Here is a 24842-nt window from a genome sequence, read left to right on the forward strand (position 1 = left end):
ACTCTACTCTCTCTCCTCTGGCTACTTTACGATTCATGGCGCAAAGTAGCCATTTTTTATGATAAATTTTTATATGGTCGATTCAAGATAATTTTGTTATAAGACAATCAAGTGAAAGTAACTTGACAGTTAATGCAACAAAGATGATAAAAAAGATGACAAAGTAACTATTTTTTTATTGAGTCAACTAAATAGGATATTAAGATGAAATTATCAACATACTTTCGTAATTTTAATCAATTTATACCAAGCCAAGCTGTATCTGTCGCATTATTAACTGTATGTAGTGCCAGTCTGGTTGCCTGTTCATCGCCAGATTCAAACACAGACTCACCATCGCAGACAGAGCAAACCAGCCAAACGCAAGCTGATACAAATACGCTCACCAATGATGGCGATTTACCCACCGCTACCGTTAATGATGGTCAAGTGACTTTAGATACTGTGCGTGGTGAGATGACAGTGCCACTAAATCCACACCCTGTCGCTGTTTATAGTATGACCTTAATGCAAGATTTGGCAGCGATGGACGTACCTGTAGAGGGTCTGCCAGAAGGTTTACTCTTAGATAATTTCAAAGCCAAAGACAGCCCAGAATCAGCGCCAATCGGTACAATCTTTGAGCCAAATTTAGAGGCATTAAATGCCCTACAACCCAAAGCCATCTTAATTAGTAATCGTACCGCCAAAAAATACGATGAGCTAAACAGCGTTGCTCCAACTTTGGATTTAAGCCTATCGTTTGACGACTTGTATGCCACCAGTAAGCAACGCTTGGCACAGCTTGGTGTTTTGTTTGATAAGCAAGCCAAAGCCCAAGAGTTACAGCAAAATATTGATAAAGCCATTGCCGATACTCAAGCAGTTACTAAAGGTCGGGGTAATGGTTTGGTAATTTCTGTACAAGGCAATAAGTTATCAGCGTTTGGGGAAGATTCACGTTTTGGTTATATTCATAAGCAGTTTGGTATTCCTATTGCTGACCCTAATATCGGTGATGCCAAACATGGTGAACCTATTTCCTTTGAATATATCCAAAAAATCAACCCAGATTGGCTGTTGGTACTAGACCACGATTCCGCCACAGGTGAAACGGGTAAAAATGCCCAAGCGGTACTGGATAATTCGCTTATTCATCAAACCCAAGCATGGCAAAAGCAACAAGTGGTATATCTTAGCCCAGATTCTTATCTAGCATTTGGAGGTTATTATCACTGGTTAAATGATGCCAAACTTATCCAAGATGCCTATAACAAAACGGCTCAATAAACATGGGCAATGTGTCTAAAGTTGTGTCTAAAGTTGTTCCTGATTTTGTGCAAGGTCATATTAAGCTGACCAATGCCATTGGTATTGTGGCATTGTTGATACTCTCTGCCATTAGTTTGTCAGTGGGGGTGGCAGATTTTAGCTGGCAAGGAGTCTGGCAAAGTCTGCTACACTTTGGCTTACAAGTTGGCTCGCAGGATAACGGTTCGGGTTCATCACAAGATGCCATGCTACTGCTGATTAGCCGTCTGCCTCGCACCTTAGCGATTATCTTAACGGGTATGACCTTGTCGGTGTCTGGGCTGATATTGCAAGTGGTGTTAAAAAACCGCTTTGTCGAGCCGTCGATGGTAGGTGCGACCCAAAGTGCCACATTAGGACTGTTATTGGTCAGCTTGTTTGCCCCGCAGTGGTCACCGATTGCCAAGATGAGCATTTCCTCATTAACCGCATTGCTGGGTATGGGGCTATTTGTGCTGTTAATCCGCCGTTTGCCCAGTCGAGATTATTTGCTTATTCCGTTGGTGGGTATTGTCTATGGGGGAATTATCACAGGGATTGCCACCTTTATTGGTTATCAAACGGAGATGTTACAAACCCTCGCGGTGTGGTTTTATGGGGATTTTTCGGCGGTGCTGGCAGGTCGCTATGAGCTGTTATGGCTGACGGGTGGTTTGACAGTGCTGGCGTATTTATTGGCGGACAAACTTAATATTGTCGGGCTTGGCGATACCATTGCCATGAATTTGGGGGTTAATCAACGCACACTGATTTGGCTAAGTATGACGATGGTGGCGATGATGAGTGCGATGGTGGTGGTTACGGTCGGGGCAATTCCATTTGTGGGTTTGGTAGTGCCAAATGTGGTCAGCCGTTTATATGGTGACCATATGCGTCAAAGCCTGCCAACGGTGGCATTACTCGGGGCTTGTGCGGTGCTATTTTGCGACATTCTTGGACGTATTATGCGTTATCCATTTGAAATCCCTGTGGCGACTATTTTTGGGGTATTAGGGGCGGTGGTGTTTTTGTGGTTGATGCTTAAGCCTGTACGGCAAACGGCATAGAAAATAGGACTGACTAGTTATGCAACATATGCAACAACAATCCACTTTTACCACACCAAACACACTTTTTATCACCATAAAAAACTGGCTAAGCCGTCATGTCATGGCAGTCACCTTGTTGCTGTTTATCATCAGTTGTGTGCTATTTATGACGATGGGGGCAAATGGGCATTGGGATTTTGTATTGCCATTTCGGGGCAAAAAATTATTAACCTTAATGCTGGTCGGTTATGCCATTGGGGTGGCAACACTACTACTTCAGACCCTTACCCATAATCCTATTTTAACCCCTGCACTGCTGGGTTATGATGCGGTGTATGTGCTTATCCAAAGCCTATTGGTATTTATATTGGGCGGTTTGGGTTATGCCAATCTGCCTTTATTGCCTAAATATGCCATTGAAGTGCTGATTATGGTGGCATTTTCGATTGTGCTGTTTCGTTTACTGTTTAATAAAGTGCGTCAAGATTTAACACAAATGATATTGGTCGGGGTGATTTTTGGTATCTTATGTCGCAGTTTGGCAACCTTAATTGCCCGTTTGATTAATCCCAGTGATTTTGCAGTGATACAGACGGTCAGCTATGCTCAGTTTAATAGCGTGAATGTGCCATTGATGAGTATCAGTGCGGTGATAGTTTTGCTATCTATGGGGCTAGTGTGGCGGTGGCGTCATCGCTGTGATGTGCTGATGTTGGGGCGTGCCTCAGCGATAAATTTGGGCATTGATTATCATCGTTTTGGTTTTAAATTATTGGCGATGATTGCTGTATTGGTGGCAGTTTCCACTGCATTGGTCGGTCCTGTATCGTTTTTTGGTTTGCTGGTGTGTGCCTTAACCAACCGTATCAGCCCCAATATGTATCATGGCACACGTCTTGTGATGGTTAGCCTATTAGCGATGATTTGCTTGGTATTGGGGCAAACGATTTTTGAGCAAGTCTTGGGTATGGCAGGGGTACTGGCAGTGGTGATTGAAGTTGGCGGTGGGGTGGTGTTTTTATTATTGATTGCCAGTCATTATCGCATTGGCAAATCGGTTAAATAGCCAGCAAAATAAGATAATCAAGGATAACAAGACATATGATAAAAATTGAAAACCTACACTATCATATCGGCAATACCCCCATTTTAAAGGATATTAATCTTGAGCTAGCCGATAACCAGCTTATCGCCTTAATTGGGGCAAATGGGGCAGGTAAATCGACCTTGTTTGCCATGATGGCTCGGCTACTGCCTTTTGAGCAAGGGGAGATTCATATTGGCGGGCATGACATTCGCCATGAGCGGGGCAAAACCCTTGCGAAAGTGGTCTCTATGCTTAGCCAAGACAACCATTTACAAGGACGACTAAGGGTCAAAGAGCTACTCACCTTTGGGCGTTATCCATACCATCAAGGGCGACCGAGTAATGAGGACATGGCGATTATTGATAAGGTGATGGCAGACTTTGAGCTGACCGACTTGGCTCAGCGATTTTTATCGACTTTATCAGGGGGGCAACGGCAACGGGCATTAATTGCGATGGTGGTCTGCCAAGACACCCCTTATATCTTGCTGGACGAACCGCTAAATAATCTGGATATGTACCACACCTCGCAGATGATGAGGCAGTTTCGCCGATTGGTCGATGACCAAGGAAAAACCTTAGTGGTGGTACTACATGACATCAATCATGCCACCCAATATGCCGATAATATTGTGATGATGAAATCAGGGCAGGTCTATGCCACTGGCACTCCCAGTGAGCTAATTACCGTAGAGCATATCAAGCAGTTGTATGGTGTTGATGTTGCTATTTTGCACCATGCAGGTAGACCGATTATTGTTGATGATGTATCGGCTGGGTAAAATACCCACTTAAGGGCTACTGTATAGAGAAATATTGCCATGAAAGTAAATATAGAAATCATTCAATTAAAAACAGATTATGAGATTGAGCCATTTGATTGGGTTCAGCCAGAAAACATTGATGGTTATCATCCTGCTATGGTTAGAAGTTATAATATAGACTCTTTTGGTGATGGCAATATAACAAAATGTAATAAAGAGGAACAAGCAGATCAGATTATTGCAGATTATTACCTAGAATGCTTTTATCATGATGGCGATTATCATTTGTTGATAGAATATGGATTGTGGTTGATAAAATCCTTATATTGTAGTTACGTTGCTTATATTTATCCTTGCTCTATAAAAGAAAAACTACCAAAAAATGAAACTAAGATAAATCAACTATTTGACATTCTTTATAATGAGTTTGAAGGTGCTTGTCAGATTAAAGAGTATCATTGTGCCAAACTTATCAGAGTTTTTATGTTTGAATTATTACAATATGGTGCAGAATGGGGTATGTTTTTGCATAAAAATAATAATATAAATGAGGCTAAGGAATTTGATTATTTATATGCTTATTTATCTGAGGGTAACCTTGCTAAATTAGTAGATATTGAAAAGTTTAATAAAGGCAATATTCCTAATTATAAATACTAAGAACTTGTATATATAGAATTTTTATTTATAAAAGAATATACAAGATGTATTGCCAAGCAATCATGATTTTTTATTATCTTATTTTTATTTGCTTGGCAAATAGCCATCGTCAGCAACTTGGTAAATAATGAATTTTAATGAGTCTTAAAATTCAATGTTTTGCCCAATGTTTTGCTGTTGTGCCAGTTGAGCCACTTTAATAGCCACCACTGCGTCAAATCGTCCTGCCCCTACTGATTTAAATAGAGTAATGCCTTTGTTTGTATCATTATCTTGATTGTTGGGCTTGTGTTGGTTACCCAAAACCAACGCTGATAAATCCCCTGTTAAATTATCCCAATGCCATGAGCAATCCTTATCATCATGAGCTTGGATTAAGTCGCCTGCCTCATGCGGACAGCCGTCCAAATCATCAACAAATATCTGCGAGCAAGCCTCAATCACTTCATTACTAACCTCTTTCATGGTTGGTAAATAAGCCCCCACCGCATTGATATGTACATGTGGCAAAATGGCGTCACACCTAAACAAGCCCTGTTCAGAGCGGGTTGCCAAATTGATGATATCGGCATTGGCGATGGCTTTATTTTTACCTGTTTCACTACTGTCAAAGACCTGTATGTCGATTTTTCGCTCTGAGTAGTGGGGGTTAAGATAGTTTTGTATAAACTGTTGTTTAAAGGTTTCAGCCCCTTTTGCGGTTCTATTCCATAGGTTGATTTGCTTAATATTTGGGCAGACGGTGAGTACCGCATTAAGCTGTTCGTATGCCATACCGCCACACCCCAGCACCGCCACCACTTGACTGTCAGGGTGAGCCAGATATTTTGTGGCAATGCCTGATAGCCCTGCGGTACGCACTTGCGTGATATAGACACCGTCCATAAATGCCAAAATCTCTCCAGTGTCATTATCGGATACGGTAACAACAGCAGTGGTGGTCGGCAGTCCACGACTGGGGTTATCAGGGCAGATGGTGACCAGTTTGACTGCTGTATATTCTTTGTCGCCATCATACAGCACCGCAGGCATGGATAAATGCGAGCCACTGGATTTATTATCAACCCCTGCAAAGGTAGGAATCACCAAGCGTTCAGGACAGTTAACCCAGTCGGGGTGCTGTGATTGACGCTGTAATAACTGCTCAATGGCATCAATGGTCATTGTCATGGTTAGGTGTTGTTGCACCAGTGCTTTATTTAGTAGTTGCATCATATCTCTCCTTAACCTATTTGCTGACACCAGTATTTGGTAACTACATATTCTTCGATACCATATTTAGAGCCTTCTCGACCAAAGCCTGATTGCTTCACACCACCAAATGGTGCAACCTCAGTAGATATTAGCCCTGTATTCTGCCCAACCATGCCATACTCTAAACCTTCACAAACTCGCCACGAGCGCGCCAAATCTTCAGAATAGAAATAGGCAGCCAAACCATAGATGGTGTCGTTGGCTTTTTGAATCACCTCTTCTTCTTCGGTGAAGGTAAATACAGAAGTAATTGGACCAAATATCTCTTCACTGGCAATATCCATATCCTCAGTAATATCAGCAATCACTGTTGGATTAAATGTCAGTTTGGATGCTTTATTTTCATCACCACCCAGTAGCAATGACGCACCTTTATCTAATGCATCTTGCAACAGACCTTTGACCTTTTTAAGTGCATCTTCATTAATAAGAGGTCCAATATCTGTTCCTTCTTGCATGCCATTACCAACCTTGAGCGATTTGACCTTATTAATATAAATCTTTAAAAATTCATCTTTGACGCTTTCTTGTACATAGATGCGGTTGGCACAGATACAAGTCTGCCCTGCATTGCGATATTTTGCAGCAATCAAGCCATCAGCCGCCTTTTCAAGATTGGCATCATCAAAGACAATAAATGGCGCATTACCACCCAGCTCCAGCGATAACTTTTTGATGGTATCGGCACATTGCCCCATCAAAATTCGACCCACTTCGGTTGAGCCAGTAAATGACAGTTTATGGATACGCCCATCTTGGGTTAGCACCTCACCCACCACGGACGATTTACCTGTCACGATTTGCAACACGCCTTTGGGAATACCTGCCTGCAACGCCAACTCACCTAATGCCAGTGCAGACAATGGTGTTTCTGAGGCAGGTCTGACAATCATGGTACAACCTGCTGCTAAAGCTGGTGCAACTTTGCGAGTAATCATCGCTGAGGGGAAATTCCAAGGGGTAATGGCAGCACACACACCCACAGGCTGTTTTAAAACCACGATACGCTGAGATGCTTTGGTGGCGGGGATTACATCGCCATATATGCGCTTGCCCTCTTCGGCAAACCAGCGAATAAAACTATTGCCATAACCAATCTCACCCCGAGATTCTGTTAATGGCTTGCCTTGTTCAGCGGTCATCAAAATCGCTAAGTCTTCTTTGTTTTCATCAATTAAATCTGCCCATTTAATTAATAGCTCACTACGCTCAGTGGCGGTTTTTGCTGCCCATTCTGGCTGTACTTTGTGGGCGGTGGCAACGGCTTGCTGTACTTGCTGTTTTGATAAACTAGGCACACTACCAATGACCTCACCATTAAAAGGATTGGTCACCTCAATACTTTGCTCATCATCAGCACTGACCCAACCATTACCATTTTCACCAACCAAACACTGAGATTTTAGTAAAGTAGAATTTTTTAGTGTAATCATCTTTATTTTCCTTATCAGTCATCTTGTTTGTGATTTAGACTTTATTCAATGCCATGCTAAACACTTAACCAAGCACCCAAGTAAAATCAACCAATCAAATAAATTATTTAAAATTATTTATAACCACATGAATTTACTTATTATTTATAGAGCAATTTGCACAAATTACAATTAACAATCTGTAGTCTTTATATATCTAGCCTGCATCACAAATATTTTTTATTCAATAAATGACTAGACTATATCCCTCTGCTGGCTTCTTAGATATTTTTTTATTTTTAAGTATAAGATTTTGTACATATAGTCACTAAATTAATATGGTTGTTCTTAATCACCGCGCACCGTTTTAATGTCTTGATTGGCTGCCCATGCCAATACGTCCTCACGTTTGAGTGCCGTTGCCATTAAGTCAGGAAACTGGTCGGGGGTACAAGCAAACACAGGTGAACCAATATTGGCAAATTTTTGTGCCATATTATCATCATAGCTGGGTCTGCCATCATCACTTAATGCCAATAGACTAATGACATTCACCCCTTGACGTATCAGCTGACTGACACGAGCAACAAGCTGTTTTTCATCACCGCCTTCATATAAGTCTGAGATTAAAATCAGATGGGTTTTGCTGGGTTGTTCGATTTTCTTTTCACAATAAGCAATGGCTTGGTTAATGTCTGTACCACCGCCAAGCTGTACGCCAAATAGCACCTGCACAGGGTCAGCAAGCTCATCGGTCAAATCAATGATGGCGGTATCAAAACAAACCAACTTGGTTTTGATGCTGGGAATACTTGCCATCACTGCCGCAAAGATAGAGCTATACACCACCGAGCTTGCCATTGAGCCTGACTGGTCAACACACAAAATCACTTCATCAAGGTCGGTAAGCCTACGTTGTTGGCGCAGATAGCCAACCAGCTTTTCAGGGACAATGGTGTTAAAATCAGCTTGGTAATGGCGCAAATTGGCATGAATGGTTTTATGCCAGTCAATATCATTGAAACGGGGGCGATGGGTGCGTTTGCCTTTGTTAATTGAGCCACGTATCGCCTCTTGGGTGCGTTTTTCTAATCGCCGCATCAACTCATCGACCACTTTTTGTACCACTTGCCGAGCGGTGCTGATGGTTTTTTCGGGCATCACTGAGCGTAGGCTAATCAAATCTGCCACCAGATGCACGTCTGCTTGCATGGCGTTTAAAAACTCAGGCTCCATTAGCATTTGCTTAAGTCCCAACCGCTCAAAGGCATCTTTTTGTATCACTTGCACCACCGAGCTTGGGAAAAACTGGCGAATGTCACCCAGCCATTTACTCACTTTTGGGGCTGAGCGTCCCAGTCCTGCCTGCCGACCTTCACCACTTGTACCACAGTCATATAAGGCGTTTAGGGCATCGGCAAGACGTTGGTCTTGTCTGGATAAGGCAATGGCATCGTCCGAGTCATCTTTGCCCAATATCAGTTGCCAACGGCGTGATTTTTCTTGTGGGTCAATGGGATTATTCTCTATATCCATACCACTTAGCGTATTTCTTGTTGGTGTTGTGGTAGCTGTCATTATTTTAGTTCCTCTACTGCGTCTTGCTCCATCAGCTCAGATTCTGGCTCTACGATTGCTTGCCCCATAAGTAGGCTAGCCAATGCTTGTTGTTGCTGTTGCCATAACGGCAGTAGGTCAACATGGCTATGATATAAAATACTGGCTTGATATTGCTTACCCAAGATTTTTTGTAATAAATACTGACGCTCAGTGCGGTCAAGGTCGGCAAACACCCGTTTAAATAATGGCAAATACTGCACAAATGCGTCATCAGCCAATGACATTAACCATTGTTCAAGGGTGGTCAGTAAGTCAGTATCATATTGTAGCTGTTGCACCGCTTCGCTAAAAAAGCCATCGAAATACGCCGCTGCATCACTACTGGCAATGGCAGGCGATAAAGTTCGTTTTAGACGGCGTTGCAATTCATCACGCTCAAGCTGTTCGGCTTGATACAGCAGGCGGGTAGACAGTCCTGATAATAAGGGGCTGGTTTCTGTGCTGTGGCTGATTTGCTCTAAGGCTTGCCACCACATCTCCATTAAATCCTCAGATAACTGTGCCAATAATATACTGCTGTGGGTGGCTTTGAGTCGCTCCCGAAAATGATTGGCTTCGTTCTCATTTAGATTGCGACAAGCATAAGGCAAGGCAAGGGCAGCTTGGGTGACAAGCTGAGTGATAAGTTGCCCAACTTGTGCAAAGTCGATATGACGTGCCGTACCATAACGGCTGATTTGCACCAATGGCACAATCGCCCCAAGTAGACTTAAGGCATCGCTATTATGTGCCGCTTGCTGGTTTAGGCGTTTGAGTCCCATCTGCACAGCATCATCAAGCTGAGCAGTTAAGCTAAGTTGTACTTGGGTGGCAAGTTTATCAAGTGGTAAGTCACCACCCATCACTTCAATCAGCTTGTTATTACTGGCTTGCTCAATGCTGTTGCCATAAACTAAATTTTCGACCAGTTGCACTGCATATTCAGGTTGCCATTGCAGTTGCCAGTTTTCCCGAAACGTTCCTCGAGAACTGCCCGAGCTAAGCAATGTACCCCACGACACGTTTAAAATCTGCAAACGGTGCAGTAACACCGAGCGTTTATTACCTGACTCACTACGCAAATCAAGGCTTAAGGTATCACCTAAGGCTTCAGGCTTAAGCTTGGTGAGTTTTTGTTGCCGCTGTAAATCCTCTAACAATGGTGCAAGCGGCATGTTATCAGGAATCTGCCCTACCCGATTGCCTTGCAATACTGTGGTGGCAATTTGTTGCCAAGTCAGTGGCTCACCAAAGCACAAACACGAAACCGTGGCATCAATGATTTCCTCAAAGCCCACCGCAGGTCGCCCACGCACACTCGCTAGGCTATGGCTTAAACGCACTGTTTCTATCACCGAAGCGGTAGAGATGATTTGCCCCTGCTCTCTTAGGCTGTGGGCAATGTGGCGTATCCAATAGGTAAGCTGGTCAGGGTGGTGACGATAATCCCATAAATGTTGATACCACATGGGGGAAGCCACCCCTGCTCCATAGCCTGAGGCTTTGCTAAGACGGGCAGATGTCCACGGTATCCAAGTGGTTTTTACTTTACTGGCGGTCAGCTTTTTGGGTAAGTCTTTTAGCATCTGCTTATCTGCTTTTTGGGTGCTGTCTGCTTGCAATGCAGGCACATGCCATGCACCGCAAACTACCGCAATCACAGGGGGTTTTGTATTTTTATTATTAGTATTGTCAGAACTGTTCGTCTGCTTGATAAGTTGTTTGCTATAGTCGGCAACTTGCAAACGCATATAGGCTTCACGTATGTCATCTCGTGATTCTATATCAACAGCCTCCCCATCAGCATCTACCCCTTCAACAATCAGCTTATCATTTTGACTACTGGCTCGTAGTACCGCCATCACTTCAGCAATACTGGCAAATAATGCTTGGCTGTCCTCTGATTCATGATGATTTTGTTCTATAAAGTCGTTCCACCACGATTCCCCATCTTGATAGCCTGCCAGTTTTGCTAATACACCAATGGGGTCATTACTGATGCGTTTGCCACTAATATTAATTGCTTCCGTGCTGTCTACATTGTCTAAACTGTCTGTATTATCTGCACCATTGCTGTGGTCTGTTTCATCGGTTAAATCGCTATCATCTGCCGATTGCTCTACTGGATCTTCTTCTAGTTGTGCATCTTCTAGTAGTAACTCTGCATTTACCGTTTTACTGTCCTCACTTTGCCCATCTGCTTCAAGCTTTGCCATTGCTTCTTCAAGTTGCTGTTGCCGTTGCAAACGGGCAGCCAATTGAATGTTAATCGGTAAGTCAATAAATGCTAAGGTGGCTTGCTGTTTCACTGCCCATAAACAGGCTTGATATTCAGGCGAATACTCAGTAAATGGATAATATAAATGCTGCTCTGGGCTATCAGCGGCATACGCTAACAATGCCACCGGCGGACGCATTTGTTTGTCTGCCAATAATGGCAACAATTCACTACAATCACTAGGACCTTCGATAAGTACACAATCAGGCTGTAGCTCATTTAAGGCTTTAAGCAGGCGACTGGTAGAACCCGGTCCATGATGACGGATACCCAAATAATGAATGTCTGGTGTTTGTATTGCCATAACTGACTCTTATAAATGCGTGATTTTTATTGTTGTTAATATGCTTGTTAACGTCTTAAAGCTGTTCATTTAAACCATGATAGTACTGCTGATAGCCTTTGCGTTTTTTTAGTACCGTTTCCAGATATTCTTCTAGCACCAATTTATCCTGCACAGGGTCTTTAACAATGGCACCAATTAAGTTGCTGCTGACATCTTCGACACTGAGTTTGCCTTGATTAAACCAGTTGGCTTGGCTTAAACTACCCACCATTACCGCAATGGCTTCGGCAGTAGACAGATTACCTGTGGGGGCTTTAAGGGCAGTTTGTCCGTCTAAGGTTTCCCCGCCACGCAGCTCGCGAAAAATGGTAATCACTTTTTGGATTTCCTCAAGGGTGTTTTTAGGTACAGGTAAGCCCAATTTATCACCCATCTCACTGACTCGGCGACTGACGATTTGCACTTCCTCGTCCATGTCATCAGGCAGAGGCAACACCACCACATTAAAACGGCGTTTTAATGCTGAGGACAGCTCATTGACCCCTTTGTCTTTATTATTAGCAGTAGCAATGACATTAAAGCCTGCTTTGGCATAGACGGCATCGTTTAGCTCAGCAATGGGCATCATTTTTTCAGACAATACTGTAATCAGGGTATCCTGCACATCTGAGCCCATACGAGTTAATTCCTCAAGACGACACAATGTACCGTCTTGCATCGCTCGAAACAATGGTGTTGGCACGATGGCATCAGTGCTTGGACCATGTGCTAGTAACTGCGCATAGTTCCAACCGTAGCGAATTTGGTTTTCGTCTGTACCTGCGGTACATTGGATAATGCGGGTGCTGTCACCACTGATGGCAGCGGTTAGATGCTCAGATACCCAAGATTTTGCCGTCCCTGGTACACCAAGTAACAGTAAAGCTCGGTCAGTTGCCAGTGTTGCCACTGCCGTTTCTATCAAGCGCCGATTGCCGATATATTTACTGCTAATCTCTACACCATCACGGGTTTTTCCACCCATTAAATAGGTGACGACTGCTTGGGGGGACAGTTGCCATTGCACAGGCTTGGCTTTGTCATCACAAGCTTTTAGGGCGGCTAGTTCATCTTGATAGGTGACTTCAACGGGTTGTCTTAATAAATTACTCATGGTGGTATTATTTCCATTTTGGTGTGTTGGTAATGATTGTTTTATTTAATTGATTAAGTCGTTTGTGCCAACTTTGCCAATTCGATATTTAATAAAAAACTGCTAAATATAGGGTCAATGCGCATACGCTCTGTACGCTCAGCTAAATCATCTAAAGCAGGCTGTGCCACACAGGCAGGTAATACCAAGCCCAACAGCAAGCAGTGATGCTCAAAACAATTACTGTCTTCTTTCATTTGCTCTTGCCAAAAATGACTGCGTTTTAATTGCGCCCAGCTTAGTAGCTCTTTGGGTAAAGGGGCTTGGACATAGTTTAAAATTGACAGCGGATAATGATTGGATAATGTCTTAATGGCAGTTACCAAATATTGTTGCTGTTGCTCGATAGACAAACGCTGCCATAACTGCTCGTTTAGCCATAACATTTGCTCATCAACGTCAAGGTTATCTATAAACTGACAAATCGCTGGTGTATAGTTATCTGGCAGATTGGCAAGATGCTTGGCAAACACTATCCCATGTTCATAACTTTTAGCATCAAAGCCTTCTATCACCTGCTCAATGGTTAATGATAAGGCGTTGGCAAGATTAATAATGTCAAACTGCTCTAATAACTTGATATAGCGTTCACGCTGGGTACTATTTTTAAAAGTTTTGGGGGCAATGTGATACTCAGGTAGGTGTTTTTTGCCTATGGCTTTGGTAAGGGTGTCTTTAATTGTCGATTTTGGCGTGACCTTCAGCATGGCGACCAATTCTCGCAATTCCTCATCAGCCATGTCTGTTTGACCATAACCCAAACGCTGTAACAGTCGATTTGCCAATTGCACCACTTTTTTGGAGCGGTCTTGCTTAAGGCTTTGCAAAAATTCAACATCATTGTCAGACAAGTTGATTTGTAGTATTTCAATGATTTTTAGGCGTTTATCAGCAGATTCTTGCTCGATACATTCGGCGATTAACTCGCGACAGCCATCAGCATCACTGTGACGCAAATCCTCTAGTAACAACAGTCGCTGAGCAGGGGCAAAATCTACCCATGTTTTGGCAGTGAGTGCATCTGCTACATCAGCATCAACTTGACCCAAATTTGCCTGCGCTAAGTGCTGTTTACGTTGTTCATTCCAGTATTGCCACTTACCATAAACGCTGCGATAAAAATCAGGCGTTTGCTGTCTTGCTTGTGTGCTAGCTGCCTGATATTGCAACCACAACTCAGGGGGTAAACTGTAACCATATTGTGCTAATAATGCAGTTAACAGATAAAAACAATGTACTTGCTCGGCTAAAATATATCGCACATGTTTTTGCAGGCGTTCAGGCAAAATTGGATAATCCAGCGTGGGCATATCAGGTAATATTGCCAATGGCTGGGCGACTTGGGCAGGTTGCATCAAGGCTTGATATTGGCTTAGCATCGCCAGTGCTGCTAATGATAGCGACTGTGTATCTTGCTGTGTCTGCTGGGCTAGCGTGTCCTGCCACAAACTTGGGCAGTCTTGCAAGCTAAAAGGGGCATCATTACCCAAAGTCCAACGGGTTAATAACTGCTCAATCTCGTTATCTATTTGCTGCATATCGTTTGCATTGATATTAGCTATATTGCTGCTGGCAGTAACTGTATTTACCATGAGAGTTGTCCCCAGTGTTGATGATAACCACTACCAAAGGTGGCATAAACCCCGTCCCATAAAATAAAGCTATGTGTCAGCGGACAGGCTAAAACATAATCCAAACTGCGCTGATTTTGGGATTGATTGGGTCGCAGGGGCAGTTGCCATTGTGGTGATTGTAGTGATTGCTGTTGGGCTGGCTTGCTATTTTCATGGGGATTGATGACGTTATTTTGTAAACCATCATCGGCTTGCCACCACAACCTATTCTGCTGATTTTTTTGTCCTTTGCTGGTTGACTGATTTATCACAGAGCTAAGCATTGGGCGAATATGTCCACAAGGCAATAAACACGGCATTGCTTCAAGCCACGGCATCACCGCTAGGGCTTGCTGATAACCTCGATAAAACTCAAATACTGATTGTGGCAGATGGCTATCTTGCTGATAAGGATAAAATTTAAAAGGGTTTTGCCCATTATTAATATTTATGCCAGTGTCTGTTAATGTGCTTATGACCGAGGCTAACTGTTCATCAACATGTTGCTGTGATGCAATCACCGCACGCAATGGATAACGACTTGGATAATAGCGAATATCAGCAATTAAATAACCGCCCAAACTGGCACTGGTGCTACGCCGTCCAGTGGACGCAGGATAATAGTCTTGCAACAAAGCAAAAGGAATAACAGGAACAATAGGCATGGGCTGGCTTTGGGCGTTTGCAGCTTGAGTAAGCTGGCTATGCTCTTGAGAAAGTGATTGCAATGCCTCTGCTGATAGCGTATCTAGACTAGCTAAATTGTCCAAATCACCCAAACAACCCACACTACCTAAGTAGCGTAACCATGTCGCATGACTGATTAAACCATCACGGCGGTTTTCTACCTGCTCGGCAACCACTTGCCAAATGCCTTGCTGACTGATGCTATCCGTATTTTCTAGGACACTGTCACGGCTTTCGGCACTGCTAATGGCGCGGCGTACATCTTTGTCATCACAGTTTGCTTGCCATGCTTTTACTAGACAGACAATTTTTCCTAGCTCATTGGTCGCCACTCGCAATTGATTTTCTTTGGGAATTTGCATGAGTTTGGCAGGTAACTCGTCCAAACGTGCGGCTAAATTGGTGGCTTTGGCATCAACCAAGCGCGCGCTAATGTTTCGGCAACGCTCGGTGGCATGGTCTAAAAAATTGATGAGTCCTGTACGCAATTGGTCAGCCAACCACTGTTCAAACTCTTTTAGCCCTGCACTGATGGCTTTATCGGTAGCTGCTTTGAGTTTTGCTGCTCTTTTAGCAGTTGCGGTTTGTTTTTTAGCCTCCGCTTCTGGGTCTTGTTTTGCAACAGCAGATGCTTGATTGTCCATACCAGTTTTAGCAATACTGGCGGTTATCTTGTTAGTAATGGTATCTTTATCTGTATTATCCGTATTGCTTGCATCTTCTGTTGTTATCCCCACACTGGTAGATTTATTTCGCCGCCGTCCCAGCCAGTCTGTCACCCACTGCGGCACATCTGCCACTGCAAAACTGCTGTCATCATCAGCGTATTGCCACATCAACGCCAATACGTGTTTGCAAGGAAACTTGCGCGAAGGGCAAGTGCATTTATAGCCATGATTGCTGGTATCTATCACAGTGTAATAGGGATTTGCCCCTGAGCCTTGACAATGCCCCCATGCCAGCTCTTTGCTATCAATTTGCTGTTTGACAGGCCATTTGGCAGGCTTGAGTAGTTTTTTGGCAGCATTCAGTGATGCTTGGTCAGGGGCAAGGTTTTGAACAATTTCTAAAGTGATGGTCATAGTTGGCAATCCATAGCCACATTAAATATGTGGGTGTTTTATTTTTTATAAATGGTTAAGTGATTGACAAGTTTGATTATAGGGAGCAGTTATCTATCACACAAGCGATGAATACAGTAAAAACGAATTAATGCGTCATTTAGTGTCGTGCAATACAAATACAATGCGTTACATATCTTTTATCTAATAAATTTCTAGCTAATTTAGGTTCAAATTTAGGTTCAAGCTTGGATTCAAATAAAAAATGCAGATAATCTTATGATTACCTGCATTTTTACTCGTTGGGTTTATCTAGTAGTGAGTCACATAAAGGCTTGTATCCCCGTCTGTGCCCGTCCTAATATTAGTGCATGGATATCGTGTGTTCCTTCATAAGTGTTGACCGCCTCTAAATTCATCATATGGCGAATCACATGATATTCATCACTGACTCCATTGCCCCCGTGCATGTCCCGAGCAACTCGAGCAATATGCAGTGCCTTACCGCTGTTATTACGCTTAATCAATGAAATCATCTCTGGTGTTGCCATGCCTTTATCCAACAAACGTCCCACTCGTAATGCAGCTTGTAAACCTAAGCTTACTTCAGTTTGCATATCTGCTAGCTTGAGTTGTACAAGCTGTGTCGCCGCCAGTGGTTTGTTAAACTGCTTACGCTCTAAGGTATATTGTCGGGCAGCTTGCCAACAAAACTCAGCTGCACCCATTGCGCCCCAAGCAATCCCATAACGTGCCTGATTGAGACAGCCGAACGGGCCTTTTAAGCCTTTGATATCAGCAAATACATTATCACTTGGCACAAATACATCTTCCATCACAATCTCACCGGTAATGGAAGCCCGTAGTGAAAATTTACCCTCAATCTTAGGTGCAGATAGCCCTTTCATGCCTTTGTCCAATACAAAACCACGAATATCACCCGCCTCATCTTTTGCCCAAATGATAAACACATCGGCAATGGGACTATTGGTAATCCATGTTTTTTTACCAGTTAATAGATAACCACCATCGACTGACTTTGCTTTAGACTGCATGGCATTGGGGTCTGAGCCAGCTTCTGGCTCTGTCAATCCAAAACAACCAATATACTCACCTGTGACAAGCTTTGGCAGATATTTTTGTTTTTGCGCCTCTGTACCATATGCCCAGATAGGATACATCACCAAGCTTGACTGCACACTCATCGCTGAGCGGTAACCCGAATCTACCGCTTCAACCTCACGCGCAACTAACCCATACGCCACATGCGACATACCCGCACAGCCATAACCCTCTAAAGTTACCCCCAAAAGTCCCTGCTCTCCCAATCCTAACATCACATCACGGTCAAACACTTCGTTACGATTGGCTGTAATAATATGAGGCATCAATTCAGTTTGACAAAATTTATGGGCTTTTGCCTGTATTGCTTGCTCAGCATCACTGAGCTGCTCTTGTAATAAAAACGGGTCATTCCAGATAAATTGTGGTTTTTTAGATGACATAACAGCTTCCTTTCTATTTTAATAACAGTTGAATTGATATGAGTATACTCTATAACTACTTATTATAACCCGCCAAAACCTGCGCCATGATAGAGACTGCCACCGCCATTGGCTGTTTACCGCCAATATCAAGCCCTATTGGCATAATCAAGCGATTAATAGTTTGCTCATCATAGCCACGCTGACGCAAACGCGCTTGAAAGCGAGCCGCTTTGGTTTTTGAGCCAATACAGCCAATATAAGGTATGGCGAATTTTTTAGCATCAGTATCAACATCAGTATCAACATCAGTATTAACATCATTATTACCAAAATCTAAGGCATGGCGTACCAACTCAAAGTCCAACGCATGATCATGGGTCATGATAATCACATAACGTCCCTGTGCGTGTGTGGCAATAAACTCAGTAGGGTCATCACTGACATGGCTACGAATATGTGCAGGCAGTTGTAAGCCATCAAAAACATCAGGGCGACCATCCACCCAGTCAACCTGACACGATAACTGCGCACATATCGTCATCATCGCCTGCGCCACATGCCCTGCGCCAAATACCAATAAAGACAATACAGGTGTTTGATAAAAACACTCAAACATCACTGTCACACTACCACCACAGCACTGCCCCAGCTTTGCCCCCAATGGATAATGCTTGGTCAGCACCGCACTACGTCGCCCTACTTTGGGTTTGCCTGACTTTCCAGACTTGGCTATCTGGGCGTCAGTTGTCTTATCATCCTCTGGCTCTGCACTTGGAAACTCCCCATTGATAAGCTGACGCGCATGGGCAATCACATCAAACTCTAGCCCGCCCCCACCGAGCGTATCACTACACGCATCTTCAGTTATCACCATTTTCGCTTGTAGCTCTCTGGGGGCAGAACCATTCACCGCCACGATGGTTGCCAACACATGCGCCCGCCCTTGCTGCTGACACAAGGTTAACGCTTCATACCATCTTGACGGCAACTCTTTATTTAACATTATTTCACATCATCACTGCTAGAGTTTTCACTATGGGCAGGCGCACGAGTACCATCGACTTTTGGCTGCGTGATATGCTCTACTTCATCATCATGCTTCTTACCCTCACACATTGGTGTATCCACCTGTTTGGCATGGCGTACTTGCTCTGGCATGGTTAAGGTGTCCCCCTCTTCTTTATGTTGCACCTGCATACGCTGCACCTGCTTCTGATTTGGGGTATCTGCGCTCTCCCATGCTTTGTCTTGAATACCCATCACCGCTTTAAGCACCGCTTCGGGTGTTGCAGGCATGGTCAGTTCAGGATTTTTGCGATAGTCTGCAAGGCTGGCAATGGCATTATTAATGGCACACCACACACTGGCGGCAAGCATAAACGGTGGCTCACCCACTGCTTTAGAATTATAAATGGTCTGCTCACTATTTTTACGGTCAAACAACTCAACATGCCACTGTTCAGGCAAATCATGGGCGGTTGGAATTTTATAATTGGCAGGGCTGTTCGATGCCAATTGCCCTTTGTCATTCCATATCAACTCCTCGGTGGTGAGCCAGCCCATACCTTGCACAAATCCCCCTTCAATTTGTCCAATATCAATGGCAGGGTTAATTGATTGCCCCACATCATGCAAAATATCACAGCGTACGACTTTATATTCCCCTGTTAAGGTATCAATCTCAACCTCACTGCATGCCGCCCCGAGAGCAAAATAGAAAAATGGTCGTCCCCACGCTTGATTGCGGTCATAAAATATTTTTGGTGTACGGTAATAACCTGTTGAAGATAAACTAATACGGTTTTGATAAGCTAACTGCACAAACTGAGCAAAACTCAGCACCTCTTTATCAGCAATATGCACATGATTACGCTCAAATACAATCTCTTCTGAGCTAACTTGGAAATGCTCACTGGCAAAGTCTAATAGACGTTTTTTGATTTTAATACACGCATCTTGTGCCGCTTTCCCATTAATATCTGTACCCGATGAGGCTGCAGTCGGTGAAGTATTGGGCACTTTATCGGTACGTGTAGCAGAGACTTGCACCGTTTCTACATCCACGTCAAACTCATTGGCAACAATTTGGGCAATCTTAATAAACAACCCCTGCCCCATCTCCGTACCGCCATGATTGAGATGAATACTGCCATCAGTATAAATATGCACCAAAGCACCAGCTTGGTTTAGCGTCTGTACGGTAAATGAAATACCAAAACGTACTGGGGTTAGCGCAATACCTCTACGTTTATAATCTCCGTCTTGTTGGGCTTGCTGATTGTCCTTGATAATGGCTTGGCGACGCTGGTTATAATCACAATCATCACGTAACTTGGTTATTAATTCTGCCAAATCAAAATGCTCAATCGGCTGACCATAATGGGTACATTGTCCATTTTGATACAGATTATCAAGGCGTACTTGCAGTGGGTCACGCCCGAGCGTATAGGCAATGTGGTCCATCATATATTCAGCGGTCATCAACCCTTGCGGTCCACCAAAGCCACGATAAGCAGTATTAGATACCGTATGTGTTTTACAGCGGTGTCCCACCACATGTGCATTAGGATAATAGTAGCCATTGTCACAATGAAACATCGCTCTATCGACAATCGCATCAGACAAATCAGGGGCATAACCACACAATCCTGCCAGTTGCATATCTACGCCCAACACCCTTCCTGTCTCATCAATACCAACCTCATACTGATTGGCAAACTCATGGCGTTTACCCGTCACCACCATGTCATCTTGGCGGTCAAGACGCATACTCACTGGCACATTATGACGCTTGGCAACGATGGCACACAGACACGCCCATGCTGCCGCCTGTGTCTCTTTACCACCAAAACCGCCACCCATACGCCGTACTTCAGTCATCACTGCATGAAAAGGTAAATCGGTGACTTCAGCGACCAGTTGCTGCACCTCACTGGGGTGCTGCGACGAGGTGTAAACTTGCAAGCCCCCATCATCACAAGGCACCACATAGGACACCTGACCCTCAAGGTAGAAATGCTCTTGACCCCGCATATGGATATGCCCTTGCAAACGCAGTGGCGCATCTTGTAATGCCTTGGCTGCATCGCCTCGCTGCATATGATGGCTGGGACGCACAAAATATTGCTGTTTTAACGCCGCATCAATACTCAGCACCGCAGGCAATGGCTCATATTCTACAATGGCTTTTAACGTCGCTTGTTTAGCAGCACGGTGACTGGTTGCCACCACCACAAATAGAGTCTGTCCCACATACTCGGTTAAGCCATCTACCATCAATGGCTCACCCTCAAATACTGCACCAATGTCTGTTTGTGCTGGTAAATCAGCAAAGGTCAAAACATCCACTACCCCTGCCGATGCCTTTACCGCACTCAAGTCCATATTTAAAATACGTGCATGTGCATGCTGACTTTTGCCCACCGCCAAATGTAATGTCTGATTGGGTTTACTAATATCATCAACATAAACAGCCGTCCCCATCACATGACTGATGGCACTGTCATGCTTTGCCGAGCCGCCTATCTTTTGCTTCGGTGGACGTGTACGACGAATTTGATAATTATCAAATAAAGATGTTTCATGGCTCATCGTACCACCTCCTGACTATTCATCATTTGTTGCAACTGCAAACCACATTTTAGCAATAAGCCTTTGACCACATGCAGGCGATAATGACGGCTGGCACGTACATCGGTCATTGGGGTTACATCCTCTCCAATCAGTGATGCCGCCTGAATAAAGCTATCTTGGTGTATTGGTGTATCAATAAGTGCCTGCTGACACTGTCTTGCCAATGTTGGAATGGCAGCCATACCCCCCAAGCCAATACGAGCATCCACAATACGATGACCCTCTTTATCAATATCAATACGCATCGCCAGCAAACAGGCAGAAATATCATCTTCATAACGTTTACTGATTTTATGGATAAACAAATACTGATGTTCTGTGGGAATGGGAATATGAATGGCAACAATATAACTGCCCGCGCGCAATCTGGTCTTTTTATACTCTAAAAAGAACTGAGATAACGCAATGATTTCATCTTCAACCTCTGTGGTTATCGCACCCTCTTCTGTAGCACAATGGCGCAAATGAATCTTGGCATCTAATGCCAATAGCACTGGTGGCATATCACCAATGGGTGAGGCATTGGCAATATTACCGCCAATCGTTCCCATATTGCGAATCTGTGGTGAGGCAATGCGTGGCAATAATTTGGCAAACTCAGGAATATATTGCTGTAACACAGGTAATAATTGCTGATAAGTCATTCCCGCACCGACCACCAGCATCTGCTGAGTGTCCGCATCTTCTTTATCTATCTGTGTTAACGAATACTGCTTTAATTCAGCCAATTTTGATAATTGAATAATCACCTGATGCTCAATCAAATGCTGAGTGATACTCAAGCCCAAATCCGTACCCCCAGCCCATAATGTCGCCTCAGGATAACGCTGTAATAACCACTCAAGCTCTGCCAAAGACTGTGGCATAAATAAATGATGCCCTGATTGACTCAATACTGGACAAATATCGCCCCTATCATTATCACCATCTTGATAAGACTGTGCTTGTAAAGAAGCTTGCTTAGACATATCTGCCATTTGCACTGACTGCACTGCATTGGCTAATCGCTGTTGCAAAGATGGTGCTGTGTTTTGCGAGTTATCCTGACCAATCTGCTGCATACGCAAACCTGCCTCAATAATCGGGCGATACCCCGTACAACGACACAGATTACCCGAAATGGACGTTACCACCTCATCCCGAGATAGTTGATTTTTATCGTCATGATTTTTATTGATATTGTTTTTACAGGCATGGTTTTCATAAACACTGGCAAGCGACATCACAAAGCCGGGGGTACAAAAGCCACACTGTGAGCCATGACACTCGACCATTGCCTGTTGGGCTGGGTGTAACTGTGCTTTTTTAGGATGATTAAAAGGATTATCTGCCAGATAGGATGCCGTCATTAAATGATGACCATCTAATAACGATAACAAGGTAATACAAGCATTAACTGTAAAAAATGGACGCTCTATATCTGCCTCTTGTTGCTCATTTTGTCGCTCATTTTGAGTAGCATCATTTTTGATATGAATATTTGGTAGAGCTTGAGCCATCACTGTACAAGCCCCACAGTCACCACTGGCACAGCCTTCTTTAGTATCGGTCATGCCTTGGTGTAACCGCAAAAAATCTAATACTGTGGTATTGGGGTTTAAATCAGTGACTTGATGGTACTGACCATTTAAAAAAAAGGTAATCATGGCAAAACTCAGCTATTTTAGATGTGGATAACAGAACAGTCAGTCATTATCCAAAAGAGAACAAAACTTAGAAATTTGAAAGCATCACAGATAATATGACACAAAATCACTTTAAAGACAGCAAACAAAGAAAATAATAGTGCTTCCAATATCACCACACACTATTAAATGTTAAACACTCATTCCTTGAGCCTAGGGTTTGTTGAACTTTCACCCCATTAGGCTAATATCTATGCGGAATGAGGAATACAGCAACTTTTTACTTTCATATAAAAATTGGCTAAATTTGCTTGTATAGTCGATTCAATACACACTGGTATAAAATCGACTATAGCAATAAATATTGGCTTTATAAACAGTTTACTACATAAGTATAAAATACATCTTACTCGACTTCTACAGTTGCACTATGGTCTTCTGGCAAAAACAGACTTAATAATATGGCAGTAATCGCACCAATAGCAACAGGTGAAATAAAGATATTACGCATGAGTTCAGGCAACTGTGACAAGATATCAGGCACCATAGAAACACCGATACCCATACCAATAGAAATGGAAATAATCATCATATCACGGCGGTCTAGCTTAGCACTGGCAAGCACTCGAATACCCGCAACTGCAACTGTACCAAACATCACTAATGTCGCTCCACCCAATACAGGCTTTGGCATGGTTTGAAGCACTGCTCCAAAAATAGGGAAAAGCCCCATTAGCACCAAAATCGCAGCAATATACATCCCCACATAACGGCTAGCAACACCAGTTAATGCAATCACACCATTATTTTGGCTGAAGGTAGTTGATGGCATACTATTAAGAGTAGCAGCAAGGATAGAATTCACACCATCAGCCAATACCCCTCCACGAATACGATTCAAATATACAGGACCTGTTACTGGCTCTTTCGAGATAGTCGAATTTGCAGTCAAATCCCCTGTGGTCTCTAATGCAGAAACGCAAAATAAAATAACCAGTGGAATAAATGCCGCCATATCAAAGTTAAACCCATACTTAAATGGTATCGGTACACTGATAATGCCAACATGAGACAAAGAAGAAAAGTCTAAACGCCCCATAAAAAAAGCGGCCAACATACCCAAAGTCAATGCAATAACAATGGATGACAAACGCAGTACTGGATTTTTTGAGCGATTAAGAATAATCACGGATACCAATACAATCCCACCAAGCAATAGATTTTGTAGACTACCAAAATTCTCAGCACCAAATCCGCCGCCAATATCCGTCACTGCTACCTTAATCAACGGAATACCAATTAGCACAATAATTGTACCCGTTACTACGGGGGTAAAAATACGTTGTAATTTATGCACAAAACGGCTTAAAAACACCTCCACAAAGGCTGCACAAAAACTCACCCCAAAAATAGTCGATAAAATCTCTTCAGGAGAACCGCCACGCGCTTTGACAATCATACCAGCCGACAAAATCGCTGTTAAAAACGCAAAACTTGTGCCTTGTAAACACAACATGCCTGCCCCTATAGGACCTATTTTTTTACTTTGAATAAATGTTCCTATCCCCGAAGCAATTAAAGCACAGCTAATCAAATAGGGAATGTACTCACCCAGCCCTAGCGTCCCTGCAACAATCAAAGTTGGGGTCACTACACCAACAATACTTGCCAACACATGTTGCAATGCCGCAAACGATGCTGGCCAAAAACTAGGCTTATCATCCAAATGATAAATCAGCTCAGCGTTGACATGCTTATCTGGTATATCGCTCATAAATTATCTTCCTTATATATAAATACCATCATTTATTTCTACCAGAAATATATAAGTAAAACTCATCATCAGGAGCTAAAACCTAAAAAGGTGATTGCAATAAAATCTTCTC

The 24842-nt window shown here is 43.3% G+C and carries 17 protein-coding genes; 5 read left to right on the plus strand and 12 right to left on the minus strand.

Annotation, left to right across the window (positions count from 1 at the left end):
- The first annotated feature begins 204 nt into the window (after positions 1-204).
- From FHK88_RS05600 to FHK88_RS05620, 5 genes are all read left to right on the plus strand, one after another.
- The gene (locus FHK88_RS05600; protein WP_227429764.1) at positions 205-1269 is read left to right on the plus strand and encodes a siderophore ABC transporter substrate-binding protein; all 1065 of its coding nucleotides are present in this window, start codon (positions 205-207) and stop codon (positions 1267-1269) included.
- Between the two features lie 2 nt (positions 1270-1271).
- The gene (locus FHK88_RS05605; RefSeq protein ID WP_227429765.1) at positions 1272-2336 is read left to right on the plus strand and encodes an ABC transporter permease; all 1065 of its coding nucleotides are present in this window, start codon (positions 1272-1274) and stop codon (positions 2334-2336) included.
- 103 nt (positions 2337-2439) lie between these two features.
- Positions 2440-3384, plus strand: a complete 945-nt coding sequence (locus FHK88_RS05610; RefSeq protein WP_413680459.1) for an iron chelate uptake ABC transporter family permease subunit — start codon at positions 2440-2442, stop codon at positions 3382-3384.
- A 35-nt stretch (positions 3385-3419) separates the two neighbouring features.
- Positions 3420-4187 (plus strand): ABC transporter ATP-binding protein, encoded by a 768-nt coding sequence (locus tag FHK88_RS05615; protein WP_227429766.1) that lies wholly within the window; start codon positions 3420-3422, stop codon positions 4185-4187.
- Between the two features lie 39 nt (positions 4188-4226).
- A complete protein-coding gene (locus FHK88_RS05620; protein ID WP_227429767.1) occupies positions 4227-4829 on the plus strand; it encodes a hypothetical protein in 603 nt (200 codons plus the stop codon).
- 144 nt (positions 4830-4973) lie between these two features.
- On the opposite strand, the gene FHK88_RS05625 is transcribed toward FHK88_RS05620, so the two are convergent.
- The 12 genes from FHK88_RS05625 to FHK88_RS05680 all read right to left on the minus strand — a co-directional run bounded on the left by FHK88_RS05625 (position 4974) and on the right by FHK88_RS05680 (position 24730).
- Positions 4974-6044: an ornithine cyclodeaminase family protein gene (locus FHK88_RS05625; RefSeq protein WP_227429768.1), complete on the minus strand. Its 1071-nt coding sequence runs from the start codon at positions 6042-6044 to the stop codon at positions 4974-4976.
- An 8-nt stretch (positions 6045-6052) separates the two neighbouring features.
- On the minus strand, positions 6053-7516 hold the full coding sequence (locus FHK88_RS05630; RefSeq protein ID WP_227429769.1) for an NAD-dependent succinate-semialdehyde dehydrogenase: 1464 nt from the start codon (positions 7514-7516) through the stop codon (positions 6053-6055).
- Positions 7517-7843: 327 nt separating this feature from the next.
- A complete protein-coding gene (locus FHK88_RS05635; protein WP_264480622.1) occupies positions 7844-9073 on the minus strand; it encodes a VWA domain-containing protein in 1230 nt (409 codons plus the stop codon).
- The gene (locus tag FHK88_RS05640) at positions 9073-11676 is read right to left on the minus strand and encodes a DUF5682 family protein (protein WP_227429770.1); all 2604 of its coding nucleotides are present in this window, start codon (positions 11674-11676) and stop codon (positions 9073-9075) included. The genes FHK88_RS05635 and FHK88_RS05640 overlap by 1 nt, the downstream gene beginning before the upstream one ends.
- A 55-nt stretch (positions 11677-11731) precedes the next feature.
- Positions 11732-12811 (minus strand): AAA family ATPase, encoded by a 1080-nt coding sequence (locus FHK88_RS05645; protein WP_227429771.1) that lies wholly within the window; start codon positions 12809-12811, stop codon positions 11732-11734.
- Positions 12812-12864: 53 nt separating this feature from the next.
- Positions 12865-14442 (minus strand): DUF5691 domain-containing protein, encoded by a 1578-nt coding sequence (locus FHK88_RS05650; RefSeq protein ID WP_227429772.1) that lies wholly within the window; start codon positions 14440-14442, stop codon positions 12865-12867.
- On the minus strand, positions 14436-16232 hold the full coding sequence (locus FHK88_RS05655) for an SWIM zinc finger family protein (protein ID WP_227429773.1): 1797 nt from the start codon (positions 16230-16232) through the stop codon (positions 14436-14438). The genes FHK88_RS05650 and FHK88_RS05655 overlap by 7 nt, the downstream gene beginning before the upstream one ends.
- Positions 16233-16534: 302 nt before the next feature.
- A complete protein-coding gene (locus FHK88_RS05660) occupies positions 16535-17716 on the minus strand; it encodes an acyl-CoA dehydrogenase (RefSeq protein WP_227429774.1) in 1182 nt (393 codons plus the stop codon).
- 55 nt (positions 17717-17771) lie between these two features.
- A complete protein-coding gene (locus tag FHK88_RS05665; RefSeq protein ID WP_227429775.1) occupies positions 17772-18701 on the minus strand; it encodes an XdhC family protein in 930 nt (309 codons plus the stop codon).
- Positions 18701-21289: a xanthine dehydrogenase molybdopterin binding subunit gene (gene xdhB, locus FHK88_RS05670; protein ID WP_227429776.1), complete on the minus strand. Its 2589-nt coding sequence runs from the start codon at positions 21287-21289 to the stop codon at positions 18701-18703. The genes FHK88_RS05665 and xdhB overlap by 1 nt, the downstream gene beginning before the upstream one ends.
- Entirely contained in the window at positions 21286-22977 is a 1692-nt protein-coding gene (locus tag FHK88_RS05675; protein WP_227429777.1) for a xanthine dehydrogenase small subunit, read from the minus strand. The genes xdhB and FHK88_RS05675 overlap by 4 nt, the downstream gene beginning before the upstream one ends.
- Before the next feature lie 385 nt (positions 22978-23362).
- Entirely contained in the window at positions 23363-24730 is a 1368-nt protein-coding gene (locus FHK88_RS05680; protein ID WP_227429778.1) for a uracil-xanthine permease family protein, read from the minus strand.
- Positions 24731-24842 lie beyond the last annotated feature (112 nt).

This window comes from Psychrobacter sp. I-STPA6b (genome assembly GCF_020662265.1).
In the GTDB taxonomy this organism is placed as follows: domain Bacteria; phylum Pseudomonadota; class Gammaproteobacteria; order Pseudomonadales; family Moraxellaceae; genus Psychrobacter.